General features: G+C 62.7%; 21 protein-coding genes. 7 read left to right on the top strand and 14 right to left on the bottom strand.

Features of this window, described 5'->3' with window-relative positions; all coding sequences use genetic code 11:
- The first annotated feature begins 156 nt into the window (after positions 1-156).
- Together G473_RS0116550 and pal are read left to right on the top strand one after the other, a co-directional pair.
- Positions 157-741: a YqgE/AlgH family protein gene (locus G473_RS0116550; RefSeq protein WP_051330360.1), complete on the top strand. Its 585-nt coding sequence runs from the start codon at positions 157-159 to the stop codon at positions 739-741.
- Between the two features lie 180 nt (positions 742-921).
- Positions 922-1455 carry a peptidoglycan-associated lipoprotein Pal gene (gene pal / locus G473_RS0116545; RefSeq protein ID WP_029014023.1) on the top strand — a complete coding sequence of 178 codons (534 nt, stop codon included), beginning with the start codon at positions 922-924 and terminating at the stop codon, positions 1453-1455.
- 57 nt (positions 1456-1512) lie between these two features.
- Here the strand turns inward: pal and epmA are convergent, their stop codons facing one another.
- Complete coding sequence (gene epmA, locus G473_RS0116540) at positions 1513-2565, bottom strand: EF-P lysine aminoacylase EpmA (RefSeq protein WP_029014022.1); 1053 nt, start codon at positions 2563-2565, stop codon at positions 1513-1515.
- A 79-nt stretch (positions 2566-2644) separates the two neighbouring features.
- Between epmA and G473_RS0116535 the strand changes: the two genes are divergently transcribed.
- On the top strand, positions 2645-3619 hold the full coding sequence (locus tag G473_RS0116535) for a lipid II:glycine glycyltransferase FemX (RefSeq protein ID WP_029014021.1): 975 nt from the start codon (positions 2645-2647) through the stop codon (positions 3617-3619).
- 15 nt (positions 3620-3634) lie between these two features.
- Here the strand turns inward: G473_RS0116535 and G473_RS0116530 are convergent, their stop codons facing one another.
- Both G473_RS0116530 and pdxH read right to left on the bottom strand, forming a co-directional pair.
- On the bottom strand, positions 3635-4567 hold the full coding sequence (locus G473_RS0116530; RefSeq protein ID WP_245580142.1) for a cation diffusion facilitator family transporter: 933 nt from the start codon (positions 4565-4567) through the stop codon (positions 3635-3637).
- Positions 4567-5157, bottom strand: coding sequence for a pyridoxamine 5'-phosphate oxidase (pdxH, locus tag G473_RS0116525; protein ID WP_035708002.1), 591 nt, complete (start codon positions 5155-5157; stop codon positions 4567-4569). Before pdxH ends, G473_RS0116530 begins: the two co-directional genes overlap by 1 nt.
- A gap of 149 nt (positions 5158-5306) precedes the next feature.
- Here pdxH and G473_RS0116520 point away from each other — a divergent pair, with 149 nt between their 5' ends.
- Positions 5307-5780: an RT0821/Lpp0805 family surface protein gene (locus G473_RS0116520; protein WP_029014018.1), complete on the top strand. Its 474-nt coding sequence runs from the start codon at positions 5307-5309 to the stop codon at positions 5778-5780.
- Positions 5781-5939: 159 nt separating this feature from the next.
- Positions 5940-6884 carry a DnaJ C-terminal domain-containing protein gene (locus G473_RS0116515; RefSeq protein WP_029014017.1) on the top strand — a complete coding sequence of 315 codons (945 nt, stop codon included), beginning with the start codon at positions 5940-5942 and terminating at the stop codon, positions 6882-6884.
- A gap of 101 nt (positions 6885-6985) precedes the next feature.
- Here G473_RS0116515 and G473_RS0116510 read toward each other — a convergent pair whose 3' ends face one another.
- From G473_RS0116510 to G473_RS0116495, 4 genes are all read right to left on the bottom strand, one after another.
- Positions 6986-7186 carry a hypothetical protein gene (locus G473_RS0116510; RefSeq protein WP_154667439.1) on the bottom strand — a complete coding sequence of 67 codons (201 nt, stop codon included), beginning with the start codon at positions 7184-7186 and terminating at the stop codon, positions 6986-6988.
- Between the two features lie 97 nt (positions 7187-7283).
- Positions 7284-8789, bottom strand: coding sequence for a tryptophan halogenase family protein (locus G473_RS0116505; protein WP_029014015.1), 1506 nt, complete (start codon positions 8787-8789; stop codon positions 7284-7286).
- Between the two features lie 23 nt (positions 8790-8812).
- Positions 8813-10330, bottom strand: coding sequence for a tryptophan halogenase family protein (locus G473_RS0116500; RefSeq protein WP_029014014.1), 1518 nt, complete (start codon positions 10328-10330; stop codon positions 8813-8815).
- A gap of 100 nt (positions 10331-10430) precedes the next feature.
- Entirely contained in the window at positions 10431-13499 is a 3069-nt protein-coding gene (locus G473_RS0116495) for a TonB-dependent receptor (protein ID WP_210163340.1), read from the bottom strand.
- A 641-nt stretch (positions 13500-14140) separates the two neighbouring features.
- Here G473_RS0116495 and G473_RS0116490 point away from each other — a divergent pair.
- On the top strand, positions 14141-16399 hold the full coding sequence (locus tag G473_RS0116490; RefSeq protein ID WP_029014012.1) for a beta-glucosidase family protein: 2259 nt from the start codon (positions 14141-14143) through the stop codon (positions 16397-16399).
- A 44-nt stretch (positions 16400-16443) separates the two neighbouring features.
- Here the strand turns inward: G473_RS0116490 and G473_RS27375 are convergent, their stop codons facing one another.
- The 3 genes from G473_RS27375 to G473_RS0116475 form a co-directional block, all read right to left on the bottom strand.
- Positions 16444-17397, bottom strand: coding sequence for a nucleoside hydrolase (locus G473_RS27375; protein WP_051330359.1), 954 nt, complete (start codon positions 17395-17397; stop codon positions 16444-16446).
- A gap of 118 nt (positions 17398-17515) precedes the next feature.
- A complete protein-coding gene (locus G473_RS0116480) occupies positions 17516-17815 on the bottom strand; it encodes a DUF2934 domain-containing protein (protein ID WP_029014011.1) in 300 nt (99 codons plus the stop codon).
- Positions 17816-17829: 14 nt separating this feature from the next.
- On the bottom strand, positions 17830-18390 hold the full coding sequence (locus G473_RS0116475; protein ID WP_029014010.1) for a type 1 glutamine amidotransferase domain-containing protein: 561 nt from the start codon (positions 18388-18390) through the stop codon (positions 17830-17832).
- Positions 18391-18611: 221 nt separating this feature from the next.
- On the opposite strand from G473_RS0116475, the gene G473_RS0116470 reads away from it, so the two are divergent.
- Positions 18612-19112 (top strand): YciE/YciF ferroxidase family protein, encoded by a 501-nt coding sequence (locus G473_RS0116470; protein ID WP_029014009.1) that lies wholly within the window; start codon positions 18612-18614, stop codon positions 19110-19112.
- Between the two features lie 87 nt (positions 19113-19199).
- On the opposite strand, the gene G473_RS0116465 is transcribed toward G473_RS0116470, so the two are convergent.
- The 4 genes from G473_RS0116465 to G473_RS27365 all read right to left on the bottom strand — a co-directional run bounded on the left by G473_RS0116465 (position 19200) and on the right by G473_RS27365 (position 23538).
- Positions 19200-20420 (bottom strand): type III PLP-dependent enzyme domain-containing protein, encoded by a 1221-nt coding sequence (locus G473_RS0116465; RefSeq protein WP_084438244.1) that lies wholly within the window; start codon positions 20418-20420, stop codon positions 19200-19202.
- A 13-nt stretch (positions 20421-20433) separates the two neighbouring features.
- On the bottom strand, positions 20434-20952 hold the full coding sequence (locus G473_RS0116460; protein WP_029014007.1) for an SET domain-containing protein-lysine N-methyltransferase: 519 nt from the start codon (positions 20950-20952) through the stop codon (positions 20434-20436).
- Positions 20953-21074: 122 nt separating this feature from the next.
- Entirely contained in the window at positions 21075-21890 is an 816-nt protein-coding gene (locus G473_RS29445; RefSeq protein ID WP_029014006.1) for a methyltransferase, read from the bottom strand.
- Positions 21883-23538 carry a PP2C family protein-serine/threonine phosphatase gene (locus G473_RS27365; protein ID WP_051330358.1) on the bottom strand — a complete coding sequence of 552 codons (1656 nt, stop codon included), beginning with the start codon at positions 23536-23538 and terminating at the stop codon, positions 21883-21885. The genes G473_RS29445 and G473_RS27365 overlap by 8 nt, the downstream gene beginning before the upstream one ends.
- Positions 23539-23546 lie beyond the last annotated feature (8 nt).

Here is a 23546-nt window from a genome sequence, read left to right as displayed (position 1 = left end):
GGAACATAGGGTTAAGGTTCTAGGCCGCCCCCCGCCGGGCGGCAAGCGGAACTCCGGGGGTGTCGATGACGGGTCATGGAAATCACAGGAATTTACCCCACATGGGGTGAACGACTGTTATCATAGGATCGGCCACCCTTCCTTGAGCATATGCCCATGAAGAACACAGCCAAGATCGGCGTCCCGGCATGCCTTGTCGGCCAGTTTCTGGTCGCCATGCCGCAAATGCCCGACCCCCGCTTCGCCCGTACCGTCATTTACATCTGTGCCCATACCGGCGATGGCGCCATGGGTCTGGTGGTGAACCGCCTGTTCGACGGTATCGCCTTTCCCGACCTTCTGGCCCAGTTGAAGATCGAACTTGACCAGCCAGCGGGCGGCAGCTTGCGTGTCCACTACGGCGGGCCGGTCGAATCGGGACGCGGCTTCGTGCTGCACAGCGCCGATTATATGCGCGAAGGCAGCATGCAAGTGGCCGATGGCGTCGTCCTGACCGCAACGGTCGATGTGCTGCGCGCCGTGGCGGAGGGAACCGGCCCGAAACAGGCCCTGCTGGCCCTTGGCTATGCCGGCTGGGGCCCCGGCCAGTTGGACGAGGAAATGCAGGCCAATGGCTGGCTGAACGTGCCCGCCGACAGCAGCATCCTGTTCGATGCCGACATGGACAGCAAATGGGACCGGGCCCTGGCCCAGCTTGGGATCGACCTGTCCATGCTTTCTGTGGATGTCGGCCACGCCTGATCCGGGGGAACCGATCAGGGTGGTTGGTGTGTTACCCATCCCGGCGGCCCCATCCGCCCCGGCCCTGCCTGCCTTTTGTCGCAAGACAGCCGCAATCTTGCGCTGTCTTGTGATGGCGGACCGGCAGGACCGTGGTCATGCGGGAAGGTGTGGCCGACAATGAAGCGAGAGAAGCGACACATGAAGCGATCCCATCTCCTGTTGCTGGCCCCCCTGATGATGCTGGCAGCGTGCAGCAGCGTGCGTGACGATGACAGTCAGGCATCGGCCGGCGGCGAAGGCGGCTACAGCACGCCCTATGGCAGCGGCCAGCAGGGTGTGGGCACGGCCCCCGTGGATAGCAGCGGCCTGGACAGCAACCTGTCCCCGCAGCAGCAACTCGCCAATATCGGCGACCGGGTTTTCTTCTCGCTGGACCAGTATGAGGTATCGGCCGAGGCTGCCGCCACGCTGGACAAGCAGGTCGGCTTCCTGCGCTCCAACCCCGCCATCACCCTGACCATCGAAGGCCATGCCGACGAGCGGGGCACGCGCGAATATAACCTTGCCCTGGCCCAGCGCCGCGCCGACAGTGTGCGCCGCTATATGATGGCCGCGGGCATTGATGCCAGCCGCTTGCAGACGGTCAGCTTCGGCAAGGAACGTCCCGCCGTGGCCGGCACCGGCGATGCGGTCTGGGCCCAAAACCGCCGGGCCGTCAGCGTCGTGAACTGAAGTCTTCCGTTTTGAAACGCCAAAGGCGGCACCGGCATTCCGGCGCCGCCTTTTTTATCAGGTGGCCGGAATCACCGGCGCCCACAGGACCTGATCAATTTCCGCCGCGTCGGCGATCAGCATCACCAGCCGGTCAAAGCCCAGCGCAATGCCGGCGCTGTCCGGCATATGGGCCAGGGCTGCCAGGAAATCCTCATCAATCGGGTAGGCCTCCCCATAGATGCGCTGCTTTTCCGCCATATCGGCCTGGAAGCGCTGGCGCTGAAGCACGGGGTCAGTCAATTCCCCAAAGGCATTGGCCAGTTCCACCCCGCAACCATATAGCTCAAACCGCTCCGCCACCCGCGGATCATCAGGCCGGGGACGGGCCAGGGCAGCCATGGAAACCGGATAATCGGTCAGAAAGGTGGGCCTACCGAAGCCCAGATGCGGCTCGATCCGGTCCAGGCTGACGCGGAAAAACAGGTCTTCCCACGTATCGCTTTCTGCCACCCGGATACCGATCCGCGTCACTTCCGCCGCCAGCCGATCACGGTCGGGGCGCAACGGATCAGGCGCGGTCGCCAGCAGGTCGATCCCGGCATAATGCAGGAAGGCATCCTGCACGGTCAGCACCTCCCACTCCGCGAAAGGGTCGCTTTCCGTTCCCCGGAAGCGCAGCATTTCCCGGCCTGCCGCCCGGCAGGCTGCGCGCGTCAAAGCAATGCAATCCTGCATCAGGTCGCGATAGCCGGCCCCGGCGCGATACCATTCCAGCATGGTGAATTCGGGGTGGTGAGTGCGCGAGCGCTCCCCGTTGCGATAGACATGGGAAAGCTGGAACAGCCGGGACACGCCCGCCGCCAGCAGCTTCTTCATCGTGAATTCGGGACTGGTATGGAGATAAAGCCGGCGGCGGTCATCAGGATGGGGACCGACCAGATCGGTGGCAAACGCCATCAGATGGACTTCCAGCCCCGGTGAAAGCTGCAGGGCCGGCGTCTCCACCTCGTCGAACCCCTCCCCCTCGAACCAGCGGCGCAGGCTGCGCAATACCTGCTGACGCACCACCAGATGCGGGCGCTTGGCGGAAAAATGGTCCTTGTGCCACCAGACAGGGCGTTGATGCATCGCTTGTGTTCTCGACGGGGATGGAAAAGCCGGGCACTCTCGCCGGGATAATTCCCTGATCTGTCATGCCTTGCCGCCCATGTCGAGCCCCACGCCGGAAACCCCGCCCCCCATCCGCATCGTCTGGGATGTGGGCCGCCTGTCGGAATGGGCGCGCCTGCTGGCCGATTGCGGGCAAAGCACGCTGACCCAGGGGTTCGGCTATTCCCAGGCGCTGTTCACGACCGAACGCACCCGCCCGCGGCTGGGCATCATCGAACTGGCCGACCGGCCCGTGGGGCTGGTGGTGGTGACGGAAAAGCGCATTGCCCGACTGGTGCGGGTGGTGCGGCTGCATCGAGGCCCCCTGCTGCTGCCCGCCGCCCGCAAGCCGGTGGTCTTCGCCACGGTGATGAAGCTGCTGCGCCAGGAATATCGCCCCGGCCCCTTCTGCTGGGTGGCCGTGGTGCCGGAATGGCCGGCGGGGGAAGAGGCAGAGGCCATGATGCGCTGGGCCGGCTGGCGGCGCGACAAGGGGCCGGGCTACCGCACCATCTGGCTGGATCTGCGGCAGGATGAGGCGGGCTTGCGCGCCGGCCTGGCGCAGAAATGGCGCAACGCGCTGAACCAGGCGGAACGCGCCGGCCTGGCAGTGGAAATCGACCGCGACGGATCAGCGCAGATCCCCTGGCTGCTGGAGCAATATCAGGCAGACAAGGCAGCCAAGGGCTATCGCGGCCCCTCCTCTGCCCTGGTCACCCGCATGCGGACCGGCATGTATAAGGATGGCGACATCCTGCTGCTCCGGGCGATGAAGGATGGCGTGCCAGTGGCCGGCATCATGATGCTGGGCCATGGCAAGGCGGCCACATATCAGATCGGCTGGGCCGGCGCTGCCGGCCGCACGACGCGCGCCCATAATCTGCTGCTGTGGCGGGCCGCCCTGGAACTGAAGGCACAGGGAAGGGAATGGCTGGATCTGGGCGGCATCCTGCCCGATGCCGCACCGGGTGTGACCGCTTTCAAACGCGGCATGGGCGGGGAAGAGGTGGAACTGGTGGGCGCCTGGCGATGATCGCCAGCAGTGCCTTCACTTGCGCAACCGGTGATCCAGACGCTCATCCTCCAGGCCCGCCGGTTCCTGGTGGATGGCAAATTCAGCCGTCGGGAAGGCGGCGCGCAATTCCCGCTCGATCTCGTCGGTGATGTCATGCGCCTGGGCCAGTGTCAGGTCCGGGTCCAGCTCCAAGTGGAACTCCACATGCTGGCCGGTGCCGGTGGAACGGGTGCGCAGATCGTGCAGGCCGCGCGTCTGGGCATGCCCCCGGACAATATCCTTGATACGCTGCCGCTCCTCGTCCGGCAATTCCCGGTCCATAAGCACATCCAGGGCGGTGCGGACGATACGGGTCGCGCCCCAGACCAGGAAGCCGGCAATGCCCAGCGCGAACAGAGGGTCCCAGAGCGGCCAACCTGTCCAGGCCGTTAGAACCAGGGCGGCGATGACCGCGGCATTCATGAACAGATCGCCGCTATAATGCAGCCGGTCGGCATCAATCGCCATGGACCCGGTCCGCCGGATCACCCAGCGCTGGAACAGCAGCAGCAGTGTGGTCAGGACCATGGAAAACAGCATGACGGCAATGCCGAACCGGGTTTCCACCACGGGTCGCGGATCGACCATGCGGCCAATCCCCTCATAGCCCAGAAACACACCGGAACCGGCAACAAAGGCCGCCTGCGCCAAGGCGGCCAGCGGTTCCGCCTTGCCATGGCCGAACCGGTGGGTGTGGTCGGGCGGCTGCAGCGCCTGCGCCACGCCCAGCAGGGTAACCACGGAAGCCAGCAGATCAACCGAACTGTCGATCAGGGAAGAGAGGATGGAAACCGCATCCGTCACCATATAGGTGGCGAGCTTGGCCGCGATCAGCGTCATGGCAACCGCGACGCTGGCATAGGTCGCACGCCGACGCCAGATGGCATCGGCCATGCCGTCCTGCACCGTCCCCTCCCCGCCTGTCATCACGGATAAAGCCGGGTGCGGACCCAGCCGCCATCGGCGGCGGTGAAGATGATCCGGTCATGCAGGCGGAACTCACGGTCCTGCCAGAATTCCAGCCGGTCGGGAACGACACGGTAGCCCGACCAGTGCGGCGGGCGCTGCACATCCTTGCCGGCAAACCGGGCTTCCACCACCGCCAGTTCCCGTTCCAGCGTTTCCCGGCTGTCCAGAAGCTGAGACTGCTGGCTGGCCCAGGCACCAATCTGGCTGCCGCGCGGGCGGGTGGCGAAATAGGCATCCGCCTCCGACTCGCTGACCGGTTCGACCACACCTTCAATGCGCACCTGACGGCGCAGCGACTTCCAGTGAAAATTCAGGGCCGCGACTGGATGTGCCGCCAACTGACCACCCTTGGCGCTGCGTGTATTGGTATAGAAGACGAAGCCCTGGTCATCCAACCCCTTCAACAGTAGGATTCGGGAGGTTGGGCGACCATTCTCACCGATCGTTGCAACCGACATGGCGTTTGCGTCGTTTATCTCGGTGGTTTCCGCCTCTGCAAACCAGGAGCGGAAAAGGTCGAAGGGATCGGTGGCGTCAGCAAGAGACATCTTCGTGATCTTCGTCATAGTTGCGCCTGAATTTGTGTTGAGGATAAGCAGCGTCGAACGAATGTCCATGCCTCCCCCCGCATGGCTGTATCCGTAGACGATGTGTCGCGGTCTTCCAGTCCGGGGGGACATGCAAGAGAGGTCAAAAAATGTTGAAGAAGGTCGTAATCGCCACCGCCATGGTGGCCATGCTGGCAGGCTGCCAGAACAGCAATGCCGGCCAGAAGCAGACCGGTGGCGCGGTGCTGGGCGGCCTCGTCGGCGGTCTGGCCGGCAGCCAGATCGGTGGCGGTTCCGGCAAGCTGTGGGCCACGGGCGCCGGTGCGGTGCTGGGCGCTCTGCTGGGTTCGGAAATCGGCTCCTCTCTGGACCGTGCCGACCAGGCTGCCCTGGAGCGCAACACCTATGCCAGCTTCAGCGCGCCCCTGAACCAGCCGATCGTCTGGGACAACCCCAATAACAGCAACCGCGTCGTCGTCACCCCGACGGCGGAAGGTCGCCAGCAGGGCACCAACGCCTATTGCCGCGAATATCAGCAGACGATCACCGTCGGCGGACGCAGCGAGCAGGCTTTTGGTCGCGCCTGCCAGCAGCCGGATGGAAGCTGGAAGATCGTCAGCTAAGGGCGGCTATCAGCCCCTTTGTTCAGCCCCCGGCCATCCCCGATGGCCGGGGGCAATTATTTTATACGGATGATCGCGGCACCGCCTGTTGCCACCGCTTGACCAGCGTCGGGCGCAGCGTAGGATGCGGCGTCTGATATCCTATTGCTTGTGGTGACCATGCGCGACCCCTACCTAGTCCTTGGTGTGACACGGACGGCGACGGCCGATGACATCAAGCAGGCTTTCCGGCGCTTGGCCAAACAGTACCACCCGGATCTCAATCCCGGCCGGCAGGATATCGAGCTGAAATTCAAGGAGGTCAACAGCGCCTACAGCCTGTTGTCCGACCCCGATAAGCGCGCCCGGTTCGACCGGGGTGAGATCGACGCCAATGGGACCGAACGACCGCAGCGTACCCACCGCCGCACCCATGCCGGGGCTGGCGCCGGACGGGGTGCAGGGGCAGGTGCCGGGACAGGCCCGCGCGGCGCCGATCCTTTTGAGGATGATGATCCGTTCTCCGACTTTTTCGGCTCCGCCCGCCGCCGCTATTCCGCCGGCGGCAGTGCGGGTGTGAAGGCGAAGGGCAGCGATGTCAGCTATTCCGTCACGGTCAGCTTTACCGATGCCTGCCTGGGCGTGAAACGGCAACTGGCCCTGTCCACCGGCAAGACCATCAATATCACCATCCCCGCCGGCACCAGGGACCAGAGCAAACTGCGCCTGAAGGGCCAGGGCCTGCCGGGCCTGGGCGGGGCCGGTGCGGGTGACGCCATCGTGGAAGTGCATGTGGACAGCCACCCGCTCTTCACCCGCCGCGACGACGATATCCATATCGACGTGCCCATCACCTTGCAGGAAGCCGTGCTGGGCGCGCCGATCAAGGTGCCCACCCTGGATGGTCAGGTGGCGGTAAAGGTGCCTGCCGGCGCCAATAGCGGCACCGTCCTGCGCCTGAAGGGCAAGGGCATCGCCAATGCCGAGCGCAAAGTGACCGGCGACCAATATGTGCGCCTGATGGTGATGCTGCCGGAAAAGCCGGATGCCGAACTGACCAGCTTCATCGAAAAATGGGCCAAAACCCACGATTACGATGTGCGTAGGAAGCTGAACCTGGGGTGATGGGAAATTTATACCAAAACCCCCGACCCGATAAAGTTGAGAAGTCGGTCCTTTTACAGAAAAGAAGGCCGACTTTCATGCACATAGAATCAAAAATAAACTCACATATAAGGAGATTTCAGCATTTTTCGGCCTTCGTCGATAAAATATTTCCGCAAATCCTCATCCCAAACTAAATTAACAGCCCTCCATATCAGCTCGCATTCCGATCTATATTTGGGCTTAGCAAGCAAGTTCCTCAAATAATCTAACGCCTCTTCCTTATCCTCAATATGGTAAGGCTCCACACCGAATTTACTCATGACAAAAATCTCCACGATCAAGCTGCGATAGGAATTTAAAGCTATTACCTTGTAGGCGTTTGTCAAGAGAGCTTATGAAGAATTTATCGTAGCCCCCTCAAAAATCCTTTTCCGCTGCGCAATGGGCGCGGATGAAATCGTCGTGGCTGGGCAGGCCCTGGACCTGGGCGCGCAACAGGTCGGGTGTGCGATCCAGCGTTTCTTTAATCACCGAAAGCGGCATCCGCTCCACCATGCCCTGATAGCGGGCGGGCCGCACGCCCATCCCGTCATAGACTGCTTGCCAGGACACGGCGCGGAACAGCTCATCCAGCCCCTCCCGCAACACCCCGCTGGCGCGGAACAGGTCCATCCGCGCCCGCAGGCTGGGCGGGATCGGCGTGCGGCGGCATTCCTGCCAGAAGGGCGTGTCGTCGCGCCGGGTCAGGCAGTAATGCAGGACGATGAAATCCTTCACCTCCTCATATTCCGCGCCCATGCGGCGGTTGAACTCCGCCGCCAATGCCGGATCGCAATCCTGGTCGGGGAAGAAGCGCAGCAGATAATCCACCGCGCGATAGACCAGATGGATGGCGGTGGATTCCAGCGGCTCGATAAAGCCGGCGGCAAGGCCCAGGGCCAGACAATTCTTCTCCCACATGCGTGCCCGCATGCCGGTCTTGAAGGGGATGATCATCGGCTGGGTCAGGGCGCGGCCCTGCACCTTGGCCATCAGCGTGGCCACCGCTTCATCATCGGACAGGAAACGGCTGGAATAGACATAGCCATTGCCAGCCCGATGCTGCAGGGGGATGCGCCAGCGCCAGCCATGGCCCAGCGCCTCCGACAAGGTATAGGGATGGGTGTCGCCGACATTCTCCGTCTGCACGGCCACGGCACGGTCACAAAGAAGCTGGTCGGACCAGTCAATCAGGCCCACGCCCAGCGTCTGCCCGACCAGCAACGAGCGGAAGCCGGTGCAGTCGATGAAGAAATCGCCCGTCACCTCCCGCCCGTCGCGCAGGACCAGCGCCTCGATGGCCCCATCGGGCCGGGTACGCACCCGGTCAATCCGGCCTTCGGTGCGAATGGCCCCGCGTTCCTCCGCATAGCGGCGCAGATATGTCGCCACCCGCTTGGCATCAACATGCAGCGCATAGGAGGCGCCGCCGATCATGGTGCGCTGTGCCTTGAAAGGCAGCATGAAGCGCCCTGCATCGGCCATGGCGGCAGCGGGGGCAAAATCCATCAGGCTGGACGGATGGCCATTGGCCTTGGCCCGCAGCCAGCATTGATAGAATTCGTGTATGTCGATCTGACCGCCAATGGCGCCAAACGGGTGGAAATAAGTGCTGTCCAGGCTCAGCCAGTCGCGGAAACGGATACCCAGCTTGAAGCTGGCACAGGTCTGACGGATGAAATCCTGCTCATCGATGCCGAGATTGCGTAACAGGGTGATGAAGGGCGGGATCGTGCTTTCCCCCACGCCGATGGTGCCGATCTCATCGGATTCCACCAGTTCCACCGCCGTTGCCGCGCCTTTCAGCATATGCGACAGCATGGCGGCCGTGATCCAGCCCGCCGTGCCCCCGCCGGCGATGACGATCTTGCGCAACGGCTTCATCGGCTTTTCCTTCCCCTGATTTATTATTGTCTGCCGCCGGGCATTTCCACCCGCGCATAATGGTCGATGAATTCCTGATGGGTCGGGCAATCGGCAACCGCCTGGGCCACGGCCTGGCGCATGCCATCCAGGCCCCGGCGCAGGCCGGCGATGTCTGCCCCCTCAAGGGCAGGATCGCTTTCTTCCGGCAGGAAACCGAAACCGGCGAAGATGGCCAGCCAGCTTGCGGGCTGGAACATCTCCCAGCGATAGCGCACCAGATGCCCCCGGCGGCGGAAAAGTTCCACCTTGTGGCGCAGCGTGTCCGGCAGGTCGATGGCGCGGCAATCCCGCCAGAAATCCTCGCCCCGTTGGTTCAGCCAGTAATGCAGGATGATGAAGTCGCGCACCCGCTCCATCTCCCGCCGGGACCAGTCGTTGAACTCATCCACCAGATAGGGATCAATGCCCTGGCGGGGGAAAAGCTGCTTCAGCTTCTCGATCCCCGTTTCGATCAGGGCGATGGAGGTGGATTCCAGCGGCTCCAGAAAGCCCGATGACAGGCCGATAGCGACGCAATTCCCCTTCCATGCCTGGGACCGGCGGCCAGGGGTGAAGGCGATACGGCGCGGCGCCATCTTCAGATCCGGACCGATGGCCCCCAGCAATTCCGCCTCGGCATCCGCGTCGCTGATATGGCGGCTGGAATAGACATAGCCATGGCCGGTGCGGTGCTGAAGCGGGATGGTCCAGCGCCAGCCGGCCTTCTGCGCCGTCACGCGGGTGAAGGGCGGGGGCGGGGTCAGGGCATGGCCCTGTGCGGCCAGCGCCCGATCACAGAGCAGCCACTGGCTCCAATCCTCGTAGCCCGCCTGCATCGCCCCTTCGATCAACAGGCCCTGAAAGCCGGAACAGTCGACAAAAAGATCACCGGCGATATGGCGGCCATCATCCAGCAGCAGATGGGTGATGTGGCCATCCTCGCCCCGCCGCTCCACCTTCTCGATCCGGGCATCGATCCGGCGCACACCGCGCTGTTCGGCCACCTGCCGCATCATCTGGGCAAACAGGCCGGCATCGAAATGCAGCGCCCAGTCAAAGACCGACAGGGTGGAGGGGGGATTGGGCGATGGCAGGGTGAAACGCCCGGCCTGGGCCAGGGCAACGGCCAGCGAATAATCGCCAAGATCGGTCGCATGGCCCGCCTTGTTCAGCCGCAGCCAGTATTGATGGAACGGGATACCCCGCAAATCCTGGCCATAAACGCCAAACGGATGGAGGAAACCGGCCCCGTCGCCCGTCCAGCCATCAAAACGGATGCCCAGTTTCACCGTGCCATGGGTTGCCTTCAGCACATCCAGGTCACGCAGACCCAACGCCTGATAGAAGCGGCGGATGGTGGGGATCGTCGCTTCCCCCACCCCGATGGTGCCGATGGCCGAGCTTTCGATCAGAGTGATGGCAAGCCCGCTGCCCCGGAAATGGTCGGCCAAGGCCGCCGCTGTCATCCAGCCGGCAGTACCACCGCCGACAATGACCAGATCGCGTATGCGATTATCCATGCCCCCGCACCTTCCCGGAAAAAGGGTGGACCGCTTTCATACGAAAGGGCGCCCCCAAACCGATCAAGGCTCAGGGGCGCCCCGTCAGGCTACCGGATCATTACCACCGGAAGCGAGCGCCCAGCGTGTAGCGGGGCTCATATTCGTTCTGCCAGGCATATTGCTTGATGCCGGGCGCGAACTGGACGACGTAATCTTCCTTCTCACCAAGGACGTTGGATCCATTGGCATAGACAGTGATGTTGTCGGTCACGTCGTAGCTGACATTCACGTCCACATATTGTGAGGATTCCTGGTAGACCGGGAACTGGTTCGTGAACACGTCCTGCAGACGCTTGCTACGGAAGTTATAAGCGACGCGGGTCTGGAACTTCTCATCCTGATACCAGGCGATCAGGTTGAACTGATGCTTGGAATTATCGTTGAACGCCACCTTGGTCCCATTCGTCAGCGTCTGCTCGCTGGGCGAATAGGTGTAGTTGGTGTCCACACCGAAGTTGGAGAAGAAGCTGTTCTCATCCAGGAAGTCCTTGAAGGACAGCTTGGCGCCCACTTCAATGCCTTCCACCTTGCCGCCTTCACCCTGCTGCGGGCGGGTCACCGGCACAGTGCGGCGGATGATGCCGTCCTGGTCGGCGAACTGACCGTCCTGGGTGGTGCGGGTTACGACATAGCTGTCGATATTCAGGCGGAACACGGCAAGGTTCAGCATGCTGGCCCGGCCGATATAATATTCAATCGCCGCGTCCCAGTTATCCGACCGCCACGGATCGAGATCCGGGTTGCCCTGCGATTCCGCGCTGGTGACGATACGAATGCCCAAGGTGGGATCGTCCGCCGTGTTGATCTTCAACGCACCGCCATATTTCAGCAGATCCAGCGGCTGCATGGTCTTGGAATAGCCGAAGCGCAGGCGGAGATTGTCATTGATGTCGTAGCTGGCATTCACCGCCGGCAGATAGTCGTAATAGCTGCGGCGGCTGGTGACATCGCCATCATCATTGTTGGTGTCGCCGTAATTCTTGGTCTCGCCCGTGATGTTCTGGCGGACCTGCAATTCCGTGCGGATGATCTTCAGGCCAGCCGTACCGGACAGAGCCCCATAGGCGAAGTGGGTATTGAAGTAGCCGCTATCTTCCCACAGGTCCACATCATAGGACTGGCCGGGCACGATGACCCGCTCCGCCCCGCCGAAGACCTTGCGGTGGAAGGCCGCCGGATCGTCGAAGTCACGCGGATCGATGGCCCAGAAGCCCGGAATGCCCGAGGTGATGGAACCAAGATCATCCACCCAGATGACATTGTTATAAGTGTCCAGGCGCGTCGGCGCATTGATCGTATAGCCCTGGAACACCGGCAGACCCGTCACCGGATCGCGCACAAACTCACCCGCCTGGCACTGATTCTGGTTCATCACCACGTCGATGGCCTTCCACTGGGCCGAACAACCGGACGTGTTCGGCTGGCCGGCGGCATTCACGCCCTGGCCCTTGTAGAAGGTGGAGAACAGGTGGAACTGTTCGATCGAGACAGAGCGGTCGGAACGGCGGATACCCACATCCACCTTGTTCAAGAAGCCGAACAGCGGCTCCTCGAAATCATAATGACCATCAGCACGATAGACAGACAGGTCCGACTTCGCCTCGTTATTGCCTTCGGAAGAGAAGGCGCCGATGGCGTAGCTGTCCTGGTTGGCCATGTAATCGGTCAGCGACTTGCCCGCACCCAGCCCACCGGAAATCGGCCGGTCAAAGCCGGACCAGACCGGATGGCCACCGGAAATATCATAGTGCAGACGCGGGTTTTCGCCATAGCCCAGCGGGTTCGGGTCGACATACCGGCCGCCCTGGCTGCCAACGATCCCGTTGGAATAGCGGGACGGGTCGAATTTCGACGCGATGGCGGCGGGGTAGAAGGTACCGCGGGTGCGGTCATTGGCATCGCGGAACAGGTTGAAACGGTTGGGGCCGTATTCCCAGTTGGACAAATCGCCCTGGGCCTGACCGTTCATGGACAGACGATTGGCATCCGATCGCATGGCGCGGAATTCAAACGTGAACGGCCCGCCATTATCGTAATTCAGCTCGGCGTTATAGTTCTTCGATTCCGACTTGTTGACGCGGTTGACGCTGAAGGAGTTCACCCACCAGGCGTCAATATCATACTCATCCACCGAGACCCAGTTGCCCGTGCCGACGGGCGTCGTGGCGGTCGGGATGGTCCAGATACCATAGGCATCGCTGGACCAGCGGTTGGAGATGTTGATACCGGCCGAGCGGTTGAACTCGTCCATCTTGGTGTAGAAGCCTTCCGCGACGAAGGTGAAACCTTCACCCAGATCGGCCTCGAACGCACCGGAGAGGGACAGGCGCTCGCGCTCCACCTCACGCTTGAAGCTTTCAAAGCCATGCGGAGAGATGAAGTTGGTCGGCGCGGACCCGCCCCAGTCATTGTTGCCGGACAGGCCACCGGCGACGCCGGAATAATTATTGCCCAGATTGGCCTTGCTGCCAGCACCGGACACAAGCACGCCGACCCGGTCATTGCGCCAGGATACCAGACCGTTGGCCAGATAATCCTTTTCCTTCGTATCCTCGCCGGTCTGCCCTTCGGCGGCACCGGTAATCGTCAGGCCCGAAGGCATATCGGATGGACGACGGGTGCGCAGATCAATGGTGCCGGAAATGCCGGACAGGGCATTGGTCGTCTCTGTCGTCTTGTAGACGACAACGGCATTCATCAACTGTGCGGGCACATCGCTCAGGTTCGGCCGCGCCTCACCCAGATTGCCGGCGGACAGGTATTGTTCACCATTCAGCATGGTGATGACCTGCGGCAGGCCGCGCACGTTCACCGTGGTGCCCTCGCCCGCCTCGCGGCGGATCTGGATACCGGAGACACGCTGCAGCGCGTCAGCAATGGTGACGTCGGGCAGCTTGCCGATATCTTCGGAGCTGATCGCATCAACCATCGCGGTTTCATTGCGCTTCAGATCGACAGAGCGCTGCTGCGATGCACGAACGCCGGTAACGATGATCTCTTCCATCATATCCGACGCATTGCCGCTGGCAGCCTGTGCGAAGGCCGCCCCGGCCATCGTCATCGGCGCTGCGCCAGCCAGCAATGCAATGGCCGCTGTACGGCCAAGGAGAGAATATCCGCCCCTCAAGAGTTCCTCCCTCGTTTCCCTGATTTGACAGGCGATTACGATTATTGGCGCGTCGGCGCGCGGGACCGCACGGCAACCGGACAGTCGCCCGGCACCTTATGGACTTATCGGCTTTTGAAATTCCGCCCGTTAAGGCCCTTGTTCCCACCCACAAACGGCGCGCTTGAAACCGCACGCTTTCACTTTGTCTGACAGAGATTACGGACAGACAGAAGGGTGTCAAGGAATTTATGTCAGCGTTGTCAGATCGGCGGACAGAGCGTGACCTGAAATACACACCCCTTTTGAGGCGATGCCCGACAGAGCCTGGCAACGCCCCGCATTTTCTCGCAAAAGCGAAGGATTTTCCGTTATGCGGGAGAAAACCACCCTGGCGGAGCCCTCTGCCCGACAGACATACAGGCAGATGCAACCTGACAGAAGGTGATTGGTTGTCATATTTTTAGACAACGTTGTCTGTTTTCTATGGCCTGAATCAGCCAGGATGTTATCCTGAGTGCCAATCACCGGCCCCCAAAGGCCGTCATTGATAGGATAAAGCCGGAGCCGTCCCTGTCCAGGGGCCATCATCCGGCCCCATTGCCGGGAGGAACGGGGGCAACCCCGCCGGCGCCCGAAAGCCGAGCCGTGAGAGAATGCCGATGCAAACCAGGAAGATGCGCCTGCTGCTGTCTTGTCTTTTGCTGACAACCGCCGCCATGACAGTGCCCGCCGCCACCAGTAGTGCTGCCACCATGAACAGCCAGACCAACGCCCAGCCCTGGGGCGACCGTCAGCTTTCCCCTGATCAGCGGGCCGAATTGCTGCTGCGGGCCATGACGGTGGAAGAGAAGAAGCTGCTCGTCTTCGGCTATTTCGGATCGCCGATGAAGGATAAGGGCTATTTCCCCCCTGAAGAGGCGCGGATGGGCTCCGCCGGCTATGTCCCCGGCATTGCGCGCCTGGGCATCCCGCCACAATGGCTGACCGATGCCGGGGTGGGTGTCGCGACACAGCGCGACAGTCTGGCACCATACCGGGAGCGCACCTCCCTGCCCGCCGGCATCGCCACGGCCGCTACCTGGAATCCGGCCCTGGCCGAAAAGGGCGGCGCCATGATCGGCAAGGAAGCGCGGGCATCCGGCTTCAATGTCATGCTGGCCGGCGGCATCAATCTGGTGCGTGAGCCGCGCAATGGCCGTAATTTCGAATATGGCGGGGAAGATCCGCTGCTGGCCGGCATCATGGTCGGCGCCCAGATCAAGGGCATCCAATCCAACAACATCATCTCCACCATCAAGCATTTCGCCCTGAACGCGCAGGAAACGGGCCGCTTTGTCCTGAACGCCAAGATCGACGAGGCGGGCGCCCGCATGTCCGACCTCCTGGCATTCGAGATCGCGATGGAAAAGGGCGAGCCCGCCTCCGTCATGTGCGCCTATAACCGCTACAATGGTCCCTATGCCTGCGAGAGTGATTTCCTGCTGAACCGGGTGCTGAAACAGGATTGGGGCTATAAGGGGTATGTCATGTCCGACTGGGGCGCTGTCCACAGCACAGCCCCCGCCGCCAATGCCGGGCTTGACCAGCAATCGGGCTATATCTTCGACAAGAAGCAGTTCTTCGGGGCGGAATTGCTGGGGGCGGCACTGAAGGATGGTTCCATCCCCATGGAACGGCTGGATGATATGAACCGGCGCATCCTGCATGCGCTGTTCGCGACCGGCGCGATGGATAACCCGGTAGAAATCGCCCCCATCGATATGGGAGCCCACGCCATCATCACACAGGCCGATGCCGAGGAAGGCATCGTGCTGCTGAAGAATGAGGGCAACCTGCTGCCGCTGGCCGCCAGCGCCAAGCGCATCGCCGTCATCGGCGGCTATGCCGATAAGGGGGTGCTGTCGGGTGGCGGTTCCTCCACCGTATTCGGCCCTGGCGGCAACCCGGTGCCGGGCCTGGGGCCGCAGCATTTCCCGGGTCCTGTCGTCTTCCACGCCTCCGCCCCGCTGAACGCCATCGCCAAGCGCGCCGGCAAGGATCAGGTCCGGTTCGACCCCGGCACCGACCCGGCGGCAGCGGCGGCTTTGGCGGCGGAGAGCGATCTGGTGATCCTGTTCGCCAACCAATGGACGGGCGAGGCGATGGATTTCTCCCTCACCCTGCCCGATGGTCAGGAAGGGCTGATCCAGGCCGTTGCCAAGGCGAACAAGAATGTCGTCGTCGTACTGCAAACCGGCGGCCCGGTGCTGATGCCCTGGCTGGATCAGGTGCCGGCGGTGCTGGAAGCCTGGTATCCCGGCACGCGCGGGGGCGAGGCCATTGCCCGCGTGCTGTATGGCGAGATTGACGCCAGCGGGCGCCTGCCCGTCACCTTCCCGCAATCGCTGGACCAGTTGCCACGCCCGGTGCTGGACGGCACGGACAAGAAGCAGGATGAACCGTTCGACGTGACCTATCAGGAAGGCGCTGCGGTCGGCTATAAATGGTTCGATCGGGAAGGACACAAGCCCCTGTTCCCGTTCGGCCATGGCCTGTCCTACACGACATTCGAGTATGGCGACCTGAAAGCCAGCGCGACGCCGGACGGTTTGCGCATCAGCGCCCGCGTGACCAACACAGGCAGCCGCCATGGGCAGGCGGTGCCGCAGCTTTATGTCGGCCCGGCGGCCAGCGGCTGGGAAGCGCCGAAGCGGCTGGCCGGTTTCCAGAAACTGGCCCTGGCGCCGGGCGAATCCAAGCAAGTGGAAGTGACCGTCGATCCGCGCCTGCTGGCCACCTATGATGTGGCGGGCCGGGCCTGGAACATCGCGGCGGGCGATTATCAGGTCCATCTCGCCCGATCGGCCACCGACATCGTCAGCAGCGTACCCGTCACCCTGGCGGCATCCCGCCTGTCGGCGGTAAAGGGTCAGCAATAGAGGTTCCCCTGGGGGCGGCCTAACCCGCCCCCAGGGTTTTCCGTTCAACCCGAAAGCGCGTCAAACAACAGGTCGAAGAAGGCGGCTGGGTCTTTTACCCCGGTCGCCACCTCCACCAGTGCCGCGTCATCCGGCAGCAGCAGGCAGGCCCCTGCCGCCGGCCCCGTGGTCACCACCTGCACCTGCCCCCGCATTGTCTGGAACAGATGCGGGTACAGCAGGGCCGCCAACACCGTCGTGTCATGCTGAAAGGCACCGTCCGCGCCAAATTTCGGTCGGTCCAGATGGGCTGCCGCATCCAGCATCAAGGCCACTTCCTGCCCATGGCGCGGCAGGGTGCGGGCGCGGGCCATCCGGTCGGGCGTGCTGACAAACAGATGCGTCACATCCAGCGGCAGCAGCAGGACCGGCACGCCGGCATTCAACACTTCCTGTGCTGCCACCGGGTCCATATAGAAATTGAATTCGGCCCAGGGGGTGATATTGCCCCGCCGCACATGGTTGGGCGGGAGCAGGTTGAAGGAACCGCCCATCACGCCAATCCGGCCGATCCGGGCGAACGCCTCCGGATCACGCCGGTGCAGCAGGGCCAGATTGGTCAAGGGGCCGGTGGCGCAGATGGTGATGCTGCCCGCCGGATGGGCACGCAGGGTCTGCGCCATCCAGGCCACCGCATTGTCAGAGGCAATAGTCCGGCGGGCCGGCGGCAAGGTCAAGGCGCCCAGCCCGCTTTCGGCAAAAGCGCCATCGCCCTCCGGCGCCCGGTCCTGATCCGCCGGCGCCGGGGCGCCCGCATGGACAGGAATATCGGCAGCGCCCAGGAAATCCAGCAAAGCCAGGGCATTTTCCGTCGTGCGGGCCAACGGCACATTGCCGTGAACGGTGGCGATGCCCAGCATCTCCACCTGTGTCGGTCGCGCCAGCGCCCACATCCAGGTCAGCAGATCATCGGTGCCGGGATCGCCGTCCATGATCATGGGAATGGGGCTGCTGTTCATCCGCTTGCTCTCCTACCGCAGAAGGCCGGCACATTAGGCAAGCCGGATCGGGAAGGAAAGGCCCACAGAAATGTGCCGGCCGCAAGGGGGGCACCCTGCGGCCGGCACCAGGGGATTATCAGCGCTCCGGCCAATCGCCCCTGTCGGGGCTGGACGGATATTGCTGTTTCTCACCCTGATCGGTCAGACCGGGCACATCGCCCTGCGCCTCCACAACGCTGATCGGCTCCGACGCTTCCCGAAAGCTCTCTTCCACTGGGATCAAAGCCGTATCGGCCTCCGTCTCAATGGCAAGCAGTTGGCGGGCGGCCTGCCAATGTCGGTCCGCCTGTCCGGGCGGGCACCCTTCCTGCTGCCAGAGTTTGTGCGCCTTCTCCCGAATGCGCTGTTCCAGCGCCTCTTCCTCCTGACGGTCCATGATGGCTGCTCCCGTCAGGCCGCACGGCGGCGGTGGATACCCTCGCCCACCTCTTCCACGATCTTGGCAACGAAGGCCGGCAGATCATCCGGCGACCGGCTGGTGATGATGCCCTTATCGGTCACCACCTCCTGATCAACCCACCGGCCGCCGGCATTTTCCACATCCTTGCGAATGGAGGGGTAGGAGGTAACGTTGCGGTCCCGCAGGGCATCAGCCTGCACCAGCAGCCAGGGGGCATGACAGATGGCGGCCACTGTCTTGCCGCTGGACAGGAAGCGGCCCAGCAGCGCCATCGTGTCCGCATCGGCGCGCAATATATCCGGGTTGATCTGCCCGCCCGGCAAAACGATGGCATCATAATCGTCGGCCTTGGCATCGGCGATGCGCAGATCGGCGGGTACGGTTTCCCCCCAATCCTTCTTGTCCCAACCCCGGATGGGCTGGCCGTCCAGGGAGGCGACATCAACCTTCGCTCCCTTGGCCCGCAACTCATCCCGCGGAACCATCAGTTCCGATTGCTCGAACCCGTGGGTGGCCACAATCAGGATACGGGCATTCTCAATGGCGGTCATAATGACAGTCTCCATGATGGTCAGGGAGAGTGTCAGAAGGAAACGCTGGCGCCATCACCCCCGTTCCAACCCGATTCCGGACAAGAGCGCCAGGGCGGGGTGCCCCCAATGATACTGGTTTCCATCAAGGAACCATGCAGCATGGCCGGGGTTGCTGCAGCGTGCCGTCGACTTCTTGTCGCCGGCCACTATCCTGTCCACCTCGGAAACAGAGTAAAGCCATGGCCAAGCAGACCAAGGACCTGAACGACCTTTTCCACGAGACGCTGAAGGATATCTATTACGCGGAAAAGCAAATCCTGCGTGCCCTGCCCCGCATGGCGAAGAACGCCCAATCGGACGAGCTGCGCCAGGCGTTTGAACAGCACCGCACGGAAACGGAAGGCCAGATCGAACGGCTGGAAAAAGTGTTCGAGAGCATCGGCAAATCCCCGCGCGGCAAGACCTGCGACGCGATTATCGGCATCATCGATGAAAGCAAGGAGGTGATGGAGGATTTCGCCAATAGCGACGCCCTGGATGCCGGCCTGCTGGCCGCAGCCCAGGCGGTGGAGCATTACGAGATCAGCCGTTACGGCACCCTGCGCACCTGGGCCACGCAACTGGGCCTGACTGAAGCAGCATCCCTTCTGGATGAAACGCTGGAAGAGGAGAAGCGCACCGACACGCTGCTGAGCAAGCTGGCCACAAGCAGCGTCAATAATCAGGCCAAGGCAGCCTGAGCCTGAACTGGTGGGGTGGAACACAAACCACCCCACCGCACCGCCCGGCCATAGAAGGTCGGAATAAAATTGTGACCAGCAGATGAATTACACCAAAAGATGCTCAGTCGCCGTGCCGCGCATGCAATGGTTCGACCCCATGGCGGCGGCATAACCACCGGCATTCAGCAAGGCGAGATAATCGCCTTCCCGCATCGCCGGCAGCGGCACATCCTGGGCGAAAAGGTCCAGCGCCTCGTTGATATTGCCGGCGATGGTGGCAGGTGTCAGGGCATCGGGTGCCCAGGCAATGGCCGGCTCCGCGCCGAGCACGGCCGGCACCGGCTCACATGGCAGGCTGTAGAAGGCCGGCTCGATCGCCAGATTGAAACCGCCATCCACGCCATAGAACAGGGTGTTGCGCTTACGCTCCGCCAGGGTCACCTGCAGCATCAGCAAGCCGGCATCCTTGACGATGTAATCCCCCGGCTCCACCCACACGGCCACACCCAGGCCCGCAAAAGCATTCCGGATCAAGCCGGCCCAACGGTCCAGGTCCAGCGGCTGGTCCGTCGCGACATGTGGCACACCCAGGCCACCGCCGAGATTGACCAGACGCGGCCTGTCCACCTGTTCCAGAAACCAGCGGCATTCCCGCAGCACCTGACCCCAGGCTTCCAACTGCCCGTTCAGGTAGCCACAGCCGACATGGAAATGGATGCCCTCCACGGAGAGCCCGACCTCCCGCGCCAGGGCCAAGGCCTCGGGGAACTGTTCGCGATAGATGCCGAATTTGGAGGTCCGGTCGCCGCTATAGCGCAGCAACTGGTTCTCCCCATACCCCACGCCCAGCGCCGGATTGACCCGGATGCCGATGGCACGGCCCGGCATCAGCCGGCCCAGCCGGCGGATCATGGACAAGCTGTCGGCATTGATCCAGATATCGGGCTGGCGCGCCAGCACCGCCAGATCGGCATCGGAAACCGAGGTAGCGGTATAAGAGATATCCCCCGTGCGGAAACCGGATTGCACGGCATGGCGCACTTCTGCCGGGGAGCAGGCGTCGATGCCGCACAGGCCTGACAGTTTCATCCAGGTCAGCAACGGGGCGAAGCGGTTGGCCTTCATGGCATAGCGGATGGCCCCATCCAGCCCGGTACTGTCCAGGGCCGCGCGCAGCCGGCGCAGATTATCCAGCACCCGCGCACCGGAATAGAAAAAGGCCGGACCCCCGGCAGCCGCCGCGGCCTGCGCCAGATCGGTGCCGGCCAGATGCAGCCGCCCGCCGACATAGCGCAGGTCCGGCCGCGCCCACCAGAAATCCACCATCACGATATCCCGTTTATTCCGATGCCGGCCGCTGCGGCGCTTCCCGCCGGCCCGTGATCCAATCCCGGCAATTGGCGGAGCCGCACAGGCAGCGGAACTGCTTGAACAGCACATCCTCCGTGCTGGCATAATCCATCGTCATCGCCTCCGCCGGCGCGATATCCTTCAGGGCCCACAGCTCGAACCGCTGCATATCGAGAAAACAGTTCGGGTCGCAGGCATGCAGCAGATAGCCGGTGAAGAACGGATCATACAGATGCACACCGGGGCTGATCTGCAAGGTGTGCTGCATCACCTCATGCGTGATCGATCCGCTGATACGACAGATAAGCTGGCCCCGCTGGAACGCGCGGCGGGCATAAACCCCCAGGCCCTTGCCCGCGTCCTGCCGGTGAACGATGCAATCGGCATCGGTCGGATATCCTGCCCCCAGCACGAATCCCATCGGATAAAGGGGCCGGGCCACACTGCGATCCGCCGTAGCTGGAGAGGTGTCAATGGGTGCGGCACGCCGGGCTTGGGACAGAAGCATCACAGGCAACCCATCGGGACAGAACCAAAACAGTTCGGATGGGGTAAGCCTTGCGTCTGAAACTGTTTTTTGCAAGTGCGCATTGAGAGAAAATTTATCCTTTCCTTCACCTTGCTCAAAGGTCACAGCGGGAAAAGGTGCAGAATGCGCGCCGTGGCCGCTGGCGACAGCAAGCGGGCTTGCATGTCCCTGGCTGCCGCTACGACATCAGCGATATCGCCATCCGGCAAGGTGCCGCAATTTAACAGGATATGGGCAGCCCACCCCCGGTCGCGCACCGCCATTATCAGATCCTGATGCGCGCCTGTCCGGCCAGACAAGGGGAAGGCCGTGGTCGGCGGCATACGATGATAATGATCGGCATCCCGATCCTGACCATACAAAGTCGTATCATCGCCCCAAGGCAGGTCGCCATAGATCAGGTCCGGGGCCGGCCGGTCGCCCCAGGCGGCGAACAGGTCGCTTTCCACCACATCCAAAGCCACGCCATGATGGGCGGCATTTTCCCGGCACAGGGCGGCAGCGGCGTCATCCAGTTCCAGACCGGTGATGCGCAGGTCCGGCACCTCCAGCAACAGAGTGATGGCAAGGGCGCCCGCGCCTACCCCCACTTCCGCCGCATAGAGGGGCCCCTGTCGGGGGCTGGCCCATTGCCGCACGGCCCCCACCAGATGCACCGTCTCCGGATCGGTGACATAGGCGCGCCGGTCCATGGTGAAGCGACGGCCGGCGAAAGTGACATGGCCCAGGATATAGGCCACCGGGTCACCATGCAGGCGGCGTTTCAGGAAACGGCGGAACTGGTTGCCATTCCCCATTGCCGCTTGCGCCAGCAGCGCCAGTTCATCTGCGGGGATCGCCTGCCGGGCCCAGGCCGCAGGATAAAGGCGGGCGAATTCGGCCGTGATATCGGCACTGAAGGATTGTGTGTCAGGCAAAAACACTCTCCCGGCTCTCCACCACAGACGAGGGCTGCGCGTCACCCAGATAACGGATTGTCAGCAATGTCAGGTCGTCGGACTGTTCAGCCCCTTCCGCAAAGGCGGCGACACTGTCCCGGACCCAGCCGTTGACGCCGCGCGGCGTCAGGTCCGCGGGCATCGCCATCAACCGTTCCAGCAGCCCTTCATAGGTGAAGGTGCGGCCCGTCGGGTCCATCGCCTCGGTGATGCCGTCAGTATAAAGCAGCAGCGTGTCACCCGGCGACAGCATGATGCGGCCCGCCTGATAGTCATAATCATCCATGGCGCCCAGGACCAGACCGGGCACCTTGTCCACCCGCTTTATCTGTCCGTCAGCGGAAAGCACGATGGGGGCGTCATGGCCGCCATCGCAATAATCCACCTGACCCGTGCGGATATTCAGGATGCCGGCACAGACGGTGATGAACAGTTCCTGCGGGTTTTCATCGCAAAGCTGCCGGTTCAACAGATCGACCACAGAGGCGATGTCGGGCGGGGCCGGCGGCGGGGCCGACGCGGAATTGCCTTTGAACAGGGTCTTGGCCACGGCCATGAACAAAGCCGCTGGCACGCCCTTGCCCGACACGTCCCCCACGATGAAGACCAGATGGTCCTCACCTACCATGAAATAATCATAAAGGTCGCCGCCTACCGCCTTGGCCGGCTCCATCAGGCCATGCAGCTCAAACTCGGGATGCTGGGGAAAGGGCGGTTCCCGGCAGGGCAGCAGGCCAAGCTGGATTTCACGGGCCGCTGATAACTCGCCCTCCACCCGCTCCTTCGCCGCCGTGGTTTCCTGCAACTGGATGACATAAAGATCCAGGCGGCGGATCATCTCCGTCAAAGCAGCGGCAAGCGCCCCCACCTCATCCCGGCGGCGCGCCATGATGGCGCGGATCTGGTCGGCGATATCCCGGTCGATACTGTCCCCCACCAGCAGCTTGGTCTTGCCCGTCAAGACCGTCAGGGGCTGAATGATGCGGGAAATCACGAAATGGCCGAGCACCATCATCAGCACGAAGCCGGCCCCGCCGATCAGCAGGGCGCCCCGCAGCGCCGCTCTCATCTGCTGTTCAACAAAATCGATGCTCAGGTCGGCGCCCGCGACAAACACTTTGCCCGATGGGGTGGTGACGGGCACGAAAACAGTGCGGAAAGTGCCGTAGCTGTCCACCAGATCCTCGAACTGGATCTGCCCCGTCTGGAAGGCGCGGAAAAGGACAGGAGACGCCGTGTCGTAATGGTGGAAGAAACGGTCATACGTGCCGTCCGCCAGTTCCTCCTCCGTGGCATTGGTCGCGGTGGTGCGGATATTCCCGTCAAACTGCATATAGGTATAAACGTAGGTAAAGCCGGTCTGCCGGGCATAGGTGTTCAGGCGCTGCATCATGGCCTGATACTGGGCTAGCGGAACCGAACCTGCCCCGTCGATACGGTCGTGATAATCAACCCCGGTATAAAGCTCCACCGCGCGGGCGGCTGCCAGCAGGCGGGCATCAATACCCGCCAGTACGGCATTGCGTTCACGATGATAGGTGAACCATGTGTAGCTGGCGGAAGTGGCAATGCTGGCAACAAAAAGCAGCAACAGCAGCTTGCCCCGTATGCCCAGACCAAGTCTCATGCCGACAC

Source organism: Niveispirillum irakense DSM 11586 (genome assembly GCF_000429645.1).
Taxonomy (GTDB): Bacteria; Pseudomonadota; Alphaproteobacteria; order Azospirillales; family Azospirillaceae; genus Niveispirillum; species Niveispirillum irakense.
The sequence above is the reverse complement of the archived record's forward strand: the minus strand, read 5'-3'. Positions and strand labels throughout refer to the sequence as shown.